The sequence below is a fragment of the Streptomyces sp. NPDC045968 genome (assembly GCF_056430475.1).
Map to the genome: position 1 here is coordinate 685,662 of NZ_JBWKLF010000001.1, position 12,980 is coordinate 698,641.

Here is a 12,980-nt window from a genome sequence, read left to right on the forward strand (position 1 = left end):
CGTACGCCCGCGGTTTACCTGGACATCACCTCGGGTGGGTGATGTTGTGCAGCTCACGTGCACCTTGGGGAGGGTGCGTAACGGCAGAGGGAGGGGACCGACGACAGCAGGGAGCAGGACGTGGTGGCAGCATGGACGGTCATGCGGGCGGCGGGAGCAGTGGCGGGAGCCACGGCCCTGGTGATGCTCGCCGGTGGTGTCAGTGGCGCCGACGGCGTCGGTGGGGGGTTCTGGATGCGGTCGCACGCTTCCTTCTCGCCGCCGAACGCGTTCGTCCCGCCGAGCGCGATCACGTACGACATGGACCGTGTCCCGGCGGCGGCCACCATCGAGATCACCCAGCGCTCGGACACGTCGGGAACGGCCGTGAAGGCCCGGCTGGGCGGGCTGCTCCCGGACCACGCGTACGGCATGCACGTGCACACCTCGCCCTGCGGCGCCGACCCGGAAGCGGCCGGGCCGCACTACCAGCACCGCGCCGGGGGCCATGGCGACCCGGCCAACGAGGTGTGGCTCGACTTCGCGACCGACGGCGAGGGAAACGGTTCCGCGTCGGCCCGGCACGCGTGGGGCTTCCGGAAGGAGGGCGCCCGCTCGGTGGTGATCCATGACGGGCGGGGCGGCACCGGTGAACGGCTGGCGTGCTTCACCGTGCCGTTCGGGTCGTACGGGAGCGCGTGAGACGCCTCCGGCCCCGTTGGTTGCGCGTGAGACGGCTCCGGCCGCGTTGCGCGTGAGGCGGCTGCGGTCACGTTCCACCCCACGCGAAGCGTCCGGCTCCCCGGGGCGGCGGGGAGCCGGACGCTTTCGTCGAGCGGTCAGACCGTGACGGCGGACGCCTGTTCGCGCGGGCGCCCGGCGTCGTGCGCGGAGTTGCCGCGCGAGGAGAAGAGCTGGTCTGCGGCCAGGGCCCCGGGGCCCGTGAAGACGAGCAGCAGGAAGGCCCAGCAGAACATCGCGGAAGCCTCGCCGCCGTTCTGCAGGGGGAACAGGGCCTCGCCCTGGTGGACCTTGAAGTACGCGTACGCCATGGAGCCGGAGGCGATCAGGGCCGCGATCCGGGTGCCGAGGCCGAGCGCGACCAGGATTCCGCCCACGAGCTGGATCACCGCGGCGTACCAGCCGGGCCAGGTGGCGGACGGGACGCTGGTGCCGCCGAGCACTCCGAAGAGCGACGCGGCGCCGTGGCAGGCGAAGAGGAAGCCGACGACGACGCGGAACGCCGCGAGCGCGTAGGGCTGGGCCTGAGTCAGGCGTATGGACATGGGGGAGGGCTCCTTCGGTCGGGTGGGGGACGTGAACCGATTGCCGACTGGGCGCCTCAGGTTAGGTAGACCTCACTGTTACTTGCAAGTTCAACATTTCACCGTGCGGCTGAAAATCACTCATTCATCGATGGTCAGATTTCGATCGAGAACGGTCTCCAACTGCGCGTCGCGCGACTTCCCCTTGGCCTGAACCAAAGTCAGCGCAGCGTTTCGGCCATGGAGCGTCAGGGTCATCAGCTGATTGCCGAACCACGGTCCGCCCGTCTTCTGCCAGCGCACCGGCGGGGTCCCCATCCGTGCGTGGCGTGCCAGGAGCCCGCCGAGCCACCGTCCCGCCCGGCTCCAGCCGAAACGGAAGCCGGCTCTCATGGGGCGGGGAATCGAGTTGTGGAGGGGTGAGCAGGTCAGCTGCAGGATGCGCGCGGCGGGAGCCTCATCGGGGGTGGCCGCGGGCCACTCGGACTCCGCGATGTACGCATGGTGCACATCGCCCGACAGTACACATACCGTCGCCGGCGCGTCCGGACCGCTCCCCGCCTCCCGCAGCAGCTCCGTCAGTCGACGGAACGAACCGGGAAAAGCTGCCCAGTGCTCCAGGTCGGAAGCGCGGCGCAGCTTCTCCCCGAAGCGCGCCCAGCGCCCGTCGGGCCCGCCGCGCTCGCCGCGGCACAGGGCGGCGTTCCAGCTCTCCGCGTCATGGATGAGAGGCGGCAGGAGCCACGGCAGCGAGGTGCCGATCAGAAGATGGTCATACGATCCGGGGTCGCCGAGCGCCTCTTCGTGTATCCAGCGGGCCTCCTCGGCGCTGAGCATCGAGCGCTGCTGTTCGTCGAGGACCCGGGCGGCCCTGGTGTCCACCATCAGCACCCGGACTCGGCCGAAAACGCGCCGGTAGCTCCAGCGGGTGCGGGAGGGCTCGGCCGCGGTCTCGGCGGCGAACCGGCGCAGGAGTTCGGTGCCGTCCGGTGCGGCGCGCACCGCCGCGTAGAGGGGATCGGCGGCCAGTACGGCGGGGGAGACGTTGCCGAGGTGCTGGTAGACCCAGTACGACATCAGGCCGCTGACGATCCGTTCGTTCCACCAGGGGGTGGCGCGGATCTCCGCGAGCCAGGCCGCGCTGGTGTTCCAGTCGTCGATCACGTCGTGATCGTCGAAGATCATGCAGCTGGGGACCGTGGACAGCAGCCAGCGCACCTCGGGGTCCCCCCAGGACTCGTCGTAGAGGAACGTGTACTCCTCGTAGTCCGCGACCTCCGCCCCGGGGGGCTCGCTCAGCTCCCGGCGCGCGCCGAGTCTGCGCCCGGTGGCCTCCGAGGTCTCGTCCGCGTACACCTGATCGCCGAGGAGGAGCAGCGCGTCGGGCCGTACGGCGTCCGGGTCGGCGGCCAGACGGGCGGCGAGCGTATCCAGGGCGTCGGGGCCGACGGGGTCGTGGCCGTCCGCGGGAGGGGCCGCCCAGCGGCAGGAACCGAAGGCGATCCGGACCGGCTCCGGTGCCTCCTCGGAGGTGAGCGGGGGCGTCGTGATCGTGCTCTCGGGGAAGGGGGAGTCGTCGAGCGGCCACACCCGCCGCCCGCCGAGCAGCACCTCGTACGCCGTCGTCGTGCCCGGCGTCAGTCCCGTCACGACCACCAGGGCGTAGTGATGCCCGGCGACCGCGAAGGTCGGGGACGAGCCGAAGGCTCCGTCCGCGCACCGGACTTCCGCCGTGCACGGCCGGTCGGCCTCGATCCAGACGGTAGCCGACGAAGCCGACTCCCAGTCGACGTACCGCAGCAGTGGTCCCAGTCGCAGCCTGGCCATGCCGCCCCCTCGCGTCGCCGTAACAGATGGCTCGTACCGTACGGAACGACGGAGGGGGGCGGGGCGGTTCGGCGCGGCCTTTTTTCGGGGCCGGGCGGGGTGGCTACTGGTGGGGGAGGGGTCAGCAGGCGTTCAGGACCGACTGGAGGGCGCTCTTCTCGGTGGAGTCGACACTCAGGCCGTAGTAGTGCTTCACGTGCACCCAGGCGCGTGCGTACGTGCAGCGGTAGGAGGTGCGCGAGGGCAGCCACTCGCCCGGGTCCTGGTCGCTCTTGGCCTGGTTGACGTTGTCCGTGACCGCGATCAGCTGCGGGCGCGTCAGGTCGTTGGCGAAGGACTGGCGCTGGGACGTGGACCAGCTGTTGGCTCCGGAGCGCCAGGCCTCGGCGAGCGGGACCATGTGGTCGATGTCGAGGTCGGACGCCACGGTCCAGGTGGCTCCGTCGTACTCCGAGTACCAGCTGCCGCTGACCGCCGCGCAGCTGGAGTCCTGCTGGACGTTGGTGCCGTCCCGCTTGAGGACCACTTCGCGGGTGTTGCAGGCGCCCGACTGGGTGATCCAGTGCGGGAACATCTCACGGCTGTAGCCGGTCGACGAGCCCTCGGTCTTCACCGTGAGCTGGCCGAGATAGGTGCGGGCGGTGGATGCGGAGACCGGGGTGGGCATGGCGGCCTGGGCGGCCGGGGCACTGAGGAGCCCCGTGGTGGCGGCGAGGGCGGCGGACGCGGCGATGACGGCAACGCGACGCGCGTAGATACCTGACATGCGAACTCCCTTGATGTGGGGGGCATTTGGCGGGTCCCTGTGGGGCCCGGCCATCGTGGCGGCGCCAGGTTTCCGGGGGGTGGGCGCCAGGTAACAGGGTGACGACATGCGCACGTCACATCAAGAGATTGGACAGAACCGCCTGATGGTCGGTCTGAAGCCGCGGAGGGGAGGGGTGTTGAGCGCACGGCTCAAGGGGTGGGCGGTCTTAAGGTGGCCGCGTGCTGCTTCCGGTGAATGTGACGCTCGGGATCGTCCTCGCCGTGCTCCTGGCGTTCGCGGCCGCTGTCGCCGCGTGGGCCTCGCTCGGCCGCTCGCGGGAGATCGTCGTCGCCGGGCTGCGGGCGGCGGTCCAACTGGCCGCCGTCTCCGCCCTCATCGGCTGGGTGGTCCACTCCCTGGCGCCCCTGCTCGGCTTCGTGGCGCTGATGTTCGCCGTCGCGGTGTGGACCGCCGGGCGCCGGATCACCGGTAATCACACCTGGCGGTGGGCCGCCCTGCCGATCGGGGCCGCGGTCGTGCCCGTCGTCGTCGCGCTGCTGCTGACCGGCCTCGTCCCGCTCCGGGGCATCGCTTTGATCCCGGTCACGGGCATTCTGATCGGGGGTGCGCTCACCGCGACCGTGCTCGGGGGGCGCCGCGCGCTGGACGAGCTCGCGGTGCGGCACGGTGAGGTCGAGGCGGGGATGGCGCTGGGGCTGCTCGACCGGGACGCCCGGCTGGAGATCGCGCGCCCGGTGGCCGCGGACGCGCTGCTGCCGGGGCTGGACCAGACCCGGACGGTGGGGCTCGTCACCCTGCCGGGGGCCTTCGTGGGCATGCTGCTGGGCGGCGCGTCACCGGTGGAGGCGGGAGCCGTCCAGCTGTTCGTCCTGGTGGCGCTGATGGCGGTGCAGGCGGTGGCCGTCGCGCTGGTACTGGAACTGGTGGCGCGGGGCCTGCTCCGCCGCGACCCGGTGTGACAGGGGGGCGCCGCCTGATGTGCAGGGGGCGGGCCGGGCGGTCGGGCGCCGTACGGTGTCGGGTCCCGTCGGAGCCCGTGCGGTCCCGTCGGGACCGGGCGGTCAGGTGGGGGCCGTGCGCCTCGGCCCCGTCGGAGCCCGTGCGGTCAGGCCCCGACGTGCAGACGGATCGAGCCGTCGGCGGCCGCCTCCACCCGGAGCCGCGTCAGGTCATCGACATGGGCGTCGGGGGAGAGCGCCGCGGCGCGCGGTCCGACGCCCACGACCCGCATGCCCGCTGCCCGGCCGGCCGCGATGCCCGCCTCCGAGTCCTCGAAGACGACGCAGTCCGCCGCGTCGAAGCCCAGCTCGGCCGCGCCCTTGAGGAAGCCCTCCGGGTCCGGCTTGCTGGCGCCCACCTGCTCGGCGGTGACGCGGACCGACGGCATCGGCAGCGCCGCGGCCGTCATCCGGGCCTGGGCGAGTGCCTCGTCGGCCGAGGTCACGAGGGCGTGCGGGAGGCCGGCGATCGACGCCATGAAGGCCGGGGCGCCGCCGATGGGCACCACGCCGTCGACGTCGGCGGTCTCCTCGGCGAGCAGCTCGCGGTTCTCCGCGTAGTTCTGCTCCATGGGGCGCTCCGGGAGCAGGACCGCCATGGTGGCGTACCCCTGCCGCCCGTGGACCACCTTGAGTACGGCGACCGGGTCGAGGCCCTGCCGCAGCGCCCAGCGGGTCCAGCAGCGCTCGACCACCGCATCGGAGTTCACGAGGGTGCCATCCATGTCCAGAAGGAGGGCGCGGGCTGTGAGGACGGTGGCCGACATCGGCAGGCTCCAGAACGCGGGGGGAGTGCGAACCACGCGGTGCGGAACGCGGGCAGAGGGGCAGTACGGGTAAAGGAAACAAGTAGCCCCGCCCGCCGGTCAGGGTGAACGGGCGGAGGCTACTTTGTTCCTCCACGATACAAAAAGCTGCCGCGGAATGCGAATCCGGCCGGCCCGCCGCACGCGGCGCCCCTCAGTTCCGGTCCCGGCCCGTGGTCTCCGCCTCCAGCGCCTGCCGGGTGTTCGGTCCGTACACGCCCTCCGGATCACCCTGGATGGCCTTGTACGACTGGTAGACCGCCACGGCGTCCTCGACCCGTCCCGAGTACGTGCCGTCGACGGGCCCGTGGTAGAGCCAGACCTCCTTCAGACGCCGCTGGAGCTCGGCGACCTCGGCCCCGCTGTCGCCCGGTTGCAGCGTGGAACCGTTCAGAGCCGGCGGAGCCGCCGTCGAGGCGCCGGGCGCCGGCGCGCTCGGGGACGAGGGTGCGGGCGCCGTCGTGGCGGATGCGGTGGGCGAGGCGGTACGGGAAGCCTTCGCACGCTTCGACGGTGAGGCGGAAGCGGACGCGGAAGCCGAAGCGGAGGCCGAGGGTGATTCCGACGCGGAGGGCGACGCGGACGCGGAAGGCGACTCCGACACGACCGCGGCCGGCCCCGTGCTCATGTCCTCGGCGCTCGCCGACGCCGACGGCAGTGCTTCCGTGTGACCGTCGTCCCCGGTGAACAGCCCCCCGGCGAAGGCGGCCGTCCCGACGACCGCGGCCACGGCCGCCCCCGCGGCGATGACCGCGAACGGCCGGCGACGGCGCGGTTGTACGGGGTCCTCGTCCGCCGCGTACCCGCCTGTGGTCCACCGTCCGGTCCCGTCCGGCGCCCCGGTCTCCGGCAGCGGGCGCGCCGCCGGAACGTCGAGGAACAGCGGCATCGTCACGGCCGCGCCCCCCGGGCCGCCGTCCTCCGGCTCGGGGGCGTCGTCGGTGTGGGCATCGCCCAGCGTCACGTACGGACGGATGCGGAGCGGGTCGAAATCCTCGGCCGCGGCGACCTCCGCGGCCGTCTCCGCCGCGCGGGCGGCGCGCTGCTGGTCAACGCTCGGCTGCGCCGTACGGTCTCCGCAGGCGCAGCCGGGTCTTATCCCGGGACCGCCGGCCCCGGCGCCGGGCCCCCCTTCCGCCCCCGCTCCGAACTCCGTTCCCGCCCCCGGCTGCTCCGGGCCTCGCTCCATACCGCACGCCGGGCATACATGTCCCGTCATTGTGGGTCCCCTCCCCTGTGAACTGCCTGCGATTATGCAGCCCGCCACCGTGAAGCCCAACGGGGTCCGGCCGCTCGGCAGGCCATAACGGGGCGCAAAGGCCAGGATGGGGGTGAAGCGGACCCAAGGAGATGCCCATGGCCCAGCAGCTGAGCCCACCGCCCCTGGCCCCCGGCGAGGGGCGGTCCACACGGACCGTCCTCGTCGCCATCGGCGCACTGCTTCTCGGCATGCTGCTCGCGGCACTCGATCAGACCATCGTGGCCACCGCGCTGCCGACGATCGTCAGCGAGCTCGGCGGCATGGACCATCTGTCCTGGGTGGTCACCGCCTACATGCTGGCGGCCACCGCGGCGACCCCGCTCTGGGGCAAGCTCGGTGACCAGTACGGCCGCAAGAAGCTCTTCCAGGCCGCCATCGTCATCTTCCTGATCGGCTCGGCCCTCTGCGGCGTCGCCCAGAACATGCCGCAGCTGATCGGCTTCCGCGCCCTCCAGGGGCTCGGCGGCGGCGGTCTGATGGTGCTGTCGATGGCCATCGTCGGAGACATCGTCCCGCCGCGCGAACGGGGCAAGTACCAGGGCCTCTTCGGTGCGGTCTTCGGTGTCACCAGCGTCCTCGGACCGCTCCTCGGCGGCTTCTTCACCGAACACCTCAGCTGGCGCTGGGTCTTCTACATCAACCTGCCGATCGGTGTCGTGGCACTCCTCGTCATCGCCGCCGTCCTGCACATCCCCGTGCGCAGGACCAGGCACACGATCGACTACCTCGGCACCTTCCTCATCGCCTCCGTCGCCACCTGCCTGGTGCTCGTCGCCTCCCTGGGCGGCACCACCTGGGCCTGGGGGTCGGCGAAGATCATCGGTCTGGCCGTGCTCGCCGTGGTCCTGCTGATCGCGTTCATCGCCGTGGAGCGGCGGGCCGTCGAACCCGTACTGCCGCTCAAGCTGTTCCACATCCGTACCTTCAGCCTCGTCGCCGTGATCAGCTTCATCGTCGGCTTCGCCATGTTCGGCGCCATGACCTATCTGCCGACGTTCCTCCAGGTGGTGCACGGCATCTCGCCGACCATGTCCGGTGTGCACATGCTGCCGATGGTCTTCGGCATGCTCATCACCTCGACCGGGTCCGGCCAGGTGGTCAGCCGCACCGGCCGCTGGAAGGTCTTCCCCATCGTGGGCACGGCCCTGACCGCGGCCGGTCTCCTGCTGCTCCACCGGCTCGACGAGACCAGCTCCACCTGGGAGATGAGCATCTACTTCTTCGTGTTCGGCGCGGGGCTCGGACTGGTGATGCAGGTCCTCGTGCTGGTCGTGCAGAACGCCGTCGGTTACGAGGACCTGGGCGTCGCCACGTCGGGCGCCACCTTCTTCCGCTCGATCGGCGCCTCGTTCGGTGTGGCCATTTTCGGCACCATCTTCACCAACCGGCTCACCGGCAAACTCGAAACGGCCCTGTCCGGCGGGCCCCTGCCCCCTGGAGTCGACGCCGAACGCCTGGCCGCCGACCCGCGCGCCATCGGCGCGCTCCCGCCAGAGCTGCAGCCGTCGATCCTCAACGCCTACTCGACGTCGATCACCGACGTCTTCCTGTACGCGGTTCCCGTCGTCGTCATCGCCTTCGTCTTCGCCTGGTTCCTCAAAGAGGACAAGCTGCGCGGCTCGGTGACCGCCCCCGACACCAGTCAGACCCTCGCGTCTAACCCGGTCGAGCGCTCCTCGTACGACGAATGCGCCCGCGCTCTCTCGGTGCTCGCCACCCGGGAGGGCCGCCGCGACATCTATGTGAAGATCACCGCCAGAGCGGGCTACGACCTGCTGCCCGCGGCCAGTTGGCTGCTGCTGCGCATCAAGCGGCACGGTGCCGTCGAACCCGCCAGGCTCGCCGACGTCGCCCCCGTACCGCTGCGGGTGATCAACGAGGCGGCCCGTCAGATCGAGGAGCGCGGCCTGGTCCGCCGCGAGGGGCTCCAGATGGTGCTGACCGACCGGGGCGCCGAGGCCGTGGTCCGCCTCTCGCAGGCCCGCGAGGACTCGCTCGCGGAACTGCTCGGTGACTGGTGGGGGCCGGAACGGCCGACCGACCTGGTCCATCTGGTCGCGGAGCTGACCGCCGAGGTGAGCGGGTCGACCAAGGACCGGCCGCACATGCCCGAACCGCGGCGCGACCACCAGGCGTAGACGGCCCCGAACCGCGGCGCGACCACCAGGTGTGGACGGCCCCGAACCGCGGCGCGACCACCAGGTGTGGACGGCCCCGAACCGCGGCGCGACCTCAGAGCTCCTTCGCGAACCAGTGCTCCGCGTACTGGTTGCGGTGGTGGAAGGCAGGGACCTCCCGGTAGCCGTGCTTGGCGTAGAGCCCGCGCGCCTCGACCAGGTCGTTGCGGGTGTCGAGCCTGATGCGCCGTATCCCGAGATCCCGCGCCGCGCTCTCGATCGCGGCGAGCAGCAGACCGCCCCCGCCCGTGGACCGGAAGTCCGGGCGCACGAACACCCGGGTCAGCTCCGCGACCCGTGGCTCGGCGTCGACCAGCAGCAGCCCGGCGCAGCTCGCCGGCCTGCCGCCGAACCGGCCCACGACGAACTCCCCGGTGGGCGCGACCAGCCGCTCCGCGCCGTCGTCGGTGAGCCCGTCGTCGATCTCCTGGCCGGTCGCGGGCCGCCCCCAGTAGCGGCTGGCGACCTCGTCGTAATAGTCCCGCCGCAGCAGAGCCGCGTCGGGGGAGTCGAAGCGTTCGGGGGCCACGGTCCACGTCATGTGGTGCATTCTGACTTCCGCGTGATCGGATCGCGAAAGCCTTTACGCAGCTCACGAAGTCTCTCCATGACCGCCGTCGCACGGGCCGAAGGTGTCCAGGAGGTTGATTGTGTCCAGCTCATGAGGCAATGAGAGGCTTCATCCGCACAGCCCCGCGTCGAGGGGACCGTGCACGGAACGGTGGGAGGGTCGGCGCGGGTGGCAAATGTGGAGCAGGGCGTGCGCGGGAACACGACGGGTTCGGAGACGGGGGCCGGGGCGACCCGGGTGGTGCTCTGGCTGGTCGTGGCGGCACTCGCCGTACGGCAGATGGTGGCGCTGCTGCGGCAGCCGCCCGGAGAACGCCTCACGGATCTGGAGACCTGGATCGGCCCGAACGGGGTCCTCCACGTGCCGGGGTCCCTGTACGACACCGGGCGCTTCACCGGCACCCCCTTCGCGGGGCTCGTACTGAAACCCCTGACGGCCTCGGCCGAACAGGCACTCGGCGTCGTGTGGACCTGCGGTTCGCTGCTGCTCGTCGCCGCACTCGGTGTCGTCGCGGCGCGGGCCCTGCCGGCCCCGGTGAGCCGCCGCACGATGTTCCTGGCGGCCCCCGTCGCGATCAGCCTGCTCATGCTGTCGCTGCCCGTCCGCAACGCGCTCCACCTCGGCCAGACCAGCATCCTGCCGGTCCTGCTGGTGCTCCTCGGCTGGTTCGTGGCCCGGGGCGAACGCACCTCGGGCGTGCTCATCGGCATCGCCGCGGCTCTCCAGCCGGCCGTGCTGCTCTTCGCCGCGCTCCTCTGGCTGACAGGCCGCCGCCGGGCAGCGGCGAGTGCGGGCGCCGCCTTCGCCGGCTGCACCGCGCTGGCCTGGGCCGCGATGCCGCACGACTCCTGGACCTACTGGCTGCACCACGTCGCCGGCGCGGGCCTCGGCGACCGGCCGGACAGTCTGGCCAACCAGTCGCTGCACGGCGCACTCCTGCGCCTCGGCCTCGAAGGCCCCGCCGAGATCGTGGTCTTCCTCGCCCTGGCCGCGGCCGTCTGCTTCCTCGGACTGCGGCGCGCCGTGCGGTACGCGCAGGACGGTCAGCTCCTCCTCGCGGTCGCGGTGACCGGATGCGTCGTCGTCGCCGTCTCGCCGACCGCCTGGCAGCACCAGGTGCTCTGGGTTCTCCTCTCCGTGGTCGGCCGCGTCGGCAAGCGGGCCTCCGACCGGCTGGTCTGGCCGGCCGTCGTGGTGCTCGTCCTCACGCTGCCCGGAAAGATGCTCCTGCCGAACATCGGGGCCGTCATCCCCGTACGGGACAACGTGCTGCTGATCGCCGCCCTCGGCGCGGCCTGCGTCGCGCCGTTCCTGCCGCGCGCCTCGCCGTACTGGCAGCAGCCCATTCCCACGGACTACGCGAAGCCGGTCGCGGCGCGCTGGAGACGGGTGCCGCTCCTGCCGTTCTGGCGCAGGGTGCTCAGCCGCCCCAATCTGCTGCTGGAACTCCTGCTCATCCGCGTCGTCTACTCCGCGTACGCCAAGGTCCGGCTGCTGGCGACCGCCGGGCGGCCCACCGCCGAGGAACACGGCCGCCAGATCCACTCCATCGAGCAGTGGCTGCACATCGACATCGAGCACTGGGCCAACCACGCGGTCGTGGAGATCCACTGGCTGCGCGAGTTCTTCGACTACTACTACTCGACCTTCCACTTCATCGTCCCGCTCGCGATCCTCGGCGTGCTGTACGTACGGCGGCCCGCCGACTACCGCTGGGTCCGCAGCGCCATCGGCTTCGCCACGCTCCTCGCGCTCGTCGGCTTCTGGCTCTACCCGCTGGCCCCGCCGCGTCTGATGCCGGGCCTCGGATTCATCGACACCGTCCACGGCGTACAGGACTTCGCGAAGCCGGACTACGGGACGCTGACGTCGATGACCAACCAGTACGCGGCGATGCCTTCGCTGCACTTCGGCTGGTCGCTGTGGTGCGGTGTGGTCATCGTGATGCTCGCCCCGAAGCTGTGGATGAAGGCGCTCGGCCTGCTGCATCCGCTCTTCACGGTCTGCGCGATCGTCGCCACCGGAAACCACTGGGTGCTGGACGCCGTCGGCGGCGCGGTGGTGGTCGGTGTGGGCTTCGGCCTGACGTACGCCCTGTCGGGGCCCCGCGCACTCCGGCCGGAGGAGGACGCCCTGGCGGACGACCTCGGCACGGCACCCGGGCCCGGCCCCCTCGCCGAGAAGGTGGGCGGCAAGCGCTAGACGTCTCGCCGAAGGGGTGCCGGGGCGGTCCTCACCGCCCCGGCACCCCTTCGGCATGGATCGCCGCGCTCACCAGCATCCGCCCCCGCGGTCCACTACGCCACTCGGGGGAATCAGCCCGCCGCCCCCAGGGCCCAGGCGGCGAGCGACAGGGTGGCCATCGAGACCACGGTGGAGACCACCACGGAGTTACGGGCCAGGGCGGTGTCCAGCCCGTACTGACGGGCGTAGAGGAACGCGTTCTGGGCGGTCGGCAGCGCGGAACACAGGACCACGGCGAGCACCTGGTGCTCCGGCAGGCCCAGCAGCAGCGCGACACCGAAGGCGACCAGCGGCTGTACGAGGGTCTTGAGGGCGACCGCCACGGCGAGCTCCCCCCGGCTCCCCGGCGCCTCGGTGGCCTCCGCCCGGTCCCGGCGGCCGTGCAGGGACAGGCCCAGGGTGATCAGAGCGGTGGGCACGGCGGCGGCGCCGAGCAGATCGCAGGAGTGACCGAGTGCGGACGGCACCCGCAGGCCCGTCGCCGAGACGAGCACGCCGAGCATCGAGGCCATGATGACCGGGTTGCGGACCGGCATGGTCAGCATGCGCCGCAGAACCGGCCGCCAGTGGACGCGGCCCCGGTCCGTGCCCGTGTCCAGCAGGGTCAGGATCACCGGGGACACCAGCAGCACCTGGAACAGGATGATCTGCGCGACGAACGCGGCATCGCCCAGCACCTGCACGGCCACCGGTATGCCGAGGTTCGCGGAGTTCACGTAACCGGACGCCATCCCGCTGATCGCGCGGTCGGCGGTCTTGCGGCCGAAGAACCGCCCGGCCGCAAGGAAACCCAGCGCGCAGACGGCCACCGTGCCCGCGCCGAACGCGATCATCGACGGGTTCACGAAGGAGCCCAGCCGCGCGTCGGACACCATCATGAACAGGGCGGCGGGCATGGCCACATGGAAGACGAACCGGCCGAGCACCGCCTCCGCCTGCTCCCCGAGGAGGCCGCTGCGCCCGGCCGCGTAACCGGCGGCGGTGAGCACCCAGATGGGCGTGAAGGCGGAGAGCAGGGCGTGCATGGCCCCCATGATCCCCGGGCGCCCCGGCCCTCTCCGCGGCGGGCCGGGCCCCGGGTGC

11 protein-coding genes are annotated in these 12,980 nt (G+C 71.8%); 4 read left to right on the forward strand and 7 right to left on the reverse strand.

The window, feature by feature from the left end; translation table 11 throughout:
• The first annotated feature begins 120 nt into the window (after positions 1-120).
• The gene (locus tag AC07FA_RS02955; protein ID WP_479072893.1) at positions 121-681 is read left to right on the forward strand and encodes a superoxide dismutase family protein; all 561 of its coding nucleotides are present in this window, start codon (positions 121-123) and stop codon (positions 679-681) included.
• Between the two features lie 137 nt (positions 682-818).
• On the opposite strand, the gene AC07FA_RS02960 is transcribed toward AC07FA_RS02955, so the two are convergent.
• From AC07FA_RS02960 to AC07FA_RS02970, 3 genes are all read right to left on the reverse strand, one after another.
• A complete protein-coding gene (locus AC07FA_RS02960; protein WP_479072894.1) occupies positions 819-1,265 on the reverse strand; it encodes a DoxX family protein in 447 nt (148 codons plus the stop codon).
• A gap of 120 nt (positions 1,266-1,385) precedes the next feature.
• Positions 1,386-3,071, reverse strand: coding sequence for an alkaline phosphatase D family protein (locus tag AC07FA_RS02965; RefSeq protein ID WP_479072895.1), 1,686 nt, complete (start codon positions 3,069-3,071; stop codon positions 1,386-1,388).
• 121 nt (positions 3,072-3,192) lie between these two features.
• Entirely contained in the window at positions 3,193-3,837 is a 645-nt protein-coding gene (locus AC07FA_RS02970; RefSeq protein WP_479072896.1) for an HNH endonuclease family protein, read from the reverse strand.
• A gap of 221 nt (positions 3,838-4,058) precedes the next feature.
• Between AC07FA_RS02970 and AC07FA_RS02975 the strand changes: the two genes are divergently transcribed.
• Positions 4,059-4,799, forward strand: a complete 741-nt coding sequence (locus tag AC07FA_RS02975) for an ABC transporter permease (protein ID WP_479072897.1) — start codon at positions 4,059-4,061, stop codon at positions 4,797-4,799.
• A gap of 146 nt (positions 4,800-4,945) precedes the next feature.
• Here the strand turns inward: AC07FA_RS02975 and AC07FA_RS02980 are convergent, their stop codons facing one another.
• Both AC07FA_RS02980 and AC07FA_RS02985 read right to left on the reverse strand, forming a co-directional pair.
• Complete coding sequence (locus AC07FA_RS02980; protein ID WP_479072898.1) at positions 4,946-5,605, reverse strand: HAD-IA family hydrolase; 660 nt, start codon at positions 5,603-5,605, stop codon at positions 4,946-4,948.
• 193 nt (positions 5,606-5,798) lie between these two features.
• Positions 5,799-6,863: a peptidoglycan-binding domain-containing protein gene (locus AC07FA_RS02985; RefSeq protein WP_479072899.1), complete on the reverse strand. Its 1,065-nt coding sequence runs from the start codon at positions 6,861-6,863 to the stop codon at positions 5,799-5,801.
• 137 nt (positions 6,864-7,000) lie between these two features.
• Here AC07FA_RS02985 and AC07FA_RS02990 point away from each other — a divergent pair, with 137 nt between their 5' ends.
• Positions 7,001-9,043 carry a DHA2 family efflux MFS transporter permease subunit gene (locus tag AC07FA_RS02990; RefSeq protein ID WP_479072900.1) on the forward strand — a complete coding sequence of 681 codons (2,043 nt, stop codon included), beginning with the start codon at positions 7,001-7,003 and terminating at the stop codon, positions 9,041-9,043.
• A 94-nt stretch (positions 9,044-9,137) separates the two neighbouring features.
• Here the strand turns inward: AC07FA_RS02990 and AC07FA_RS02995 are convergent, their stop codons facing one another.
• Positions 9,138-9,623, reverse strand: a complete 486-nt coding sequence (locus AC07FA_RS02995) for a GNAT family N-acetyltransferase (protein ID WP_479072901.1) — start codon at positions 9,621-9,623, stop codon at positions 9,138-9,140.
• A gap of 309 nt (positions 9,624-9,932) precedes the next feature.
• Between AC07FA_RS02995 and AC07FA_RS03000 the strand changes: the two genes are divergently transcribed.
• Positions 9,933-11,855: a bifunctional glycosyltransferase 87/phosphatase PAP2 family protein gene (locus tag AC07FA_RS03000; protein ID WP_479073427.1), complete on the forward strand. Its 1,923-nt coding sequence runs from the start codon at positions 9,933-9,935 to the stop codon at positions 11,853-11,855.
• A gap of 113 nt (positions 11,856-11,968) precedes the next feature.
• On the opposite strand, the gene AC07FA_RS03005 is transcribed toward AC07FA_RS03000, so the two are convergent.
• Positions 11,969-12,922 carry an AEC family transporter gene (locus AC07FA_RS03005; protein ID WP_479072902.1) on the reverse strand — a complete coding sequence of 318 codons (954 nt, stop codon included), beginning with the start codon at positions 12,920-12,922 and terminating at the stop codon, positions 11,969-11,971.
• Positions 12,923-12,980 lie beyond the last annotated feature (58 nt).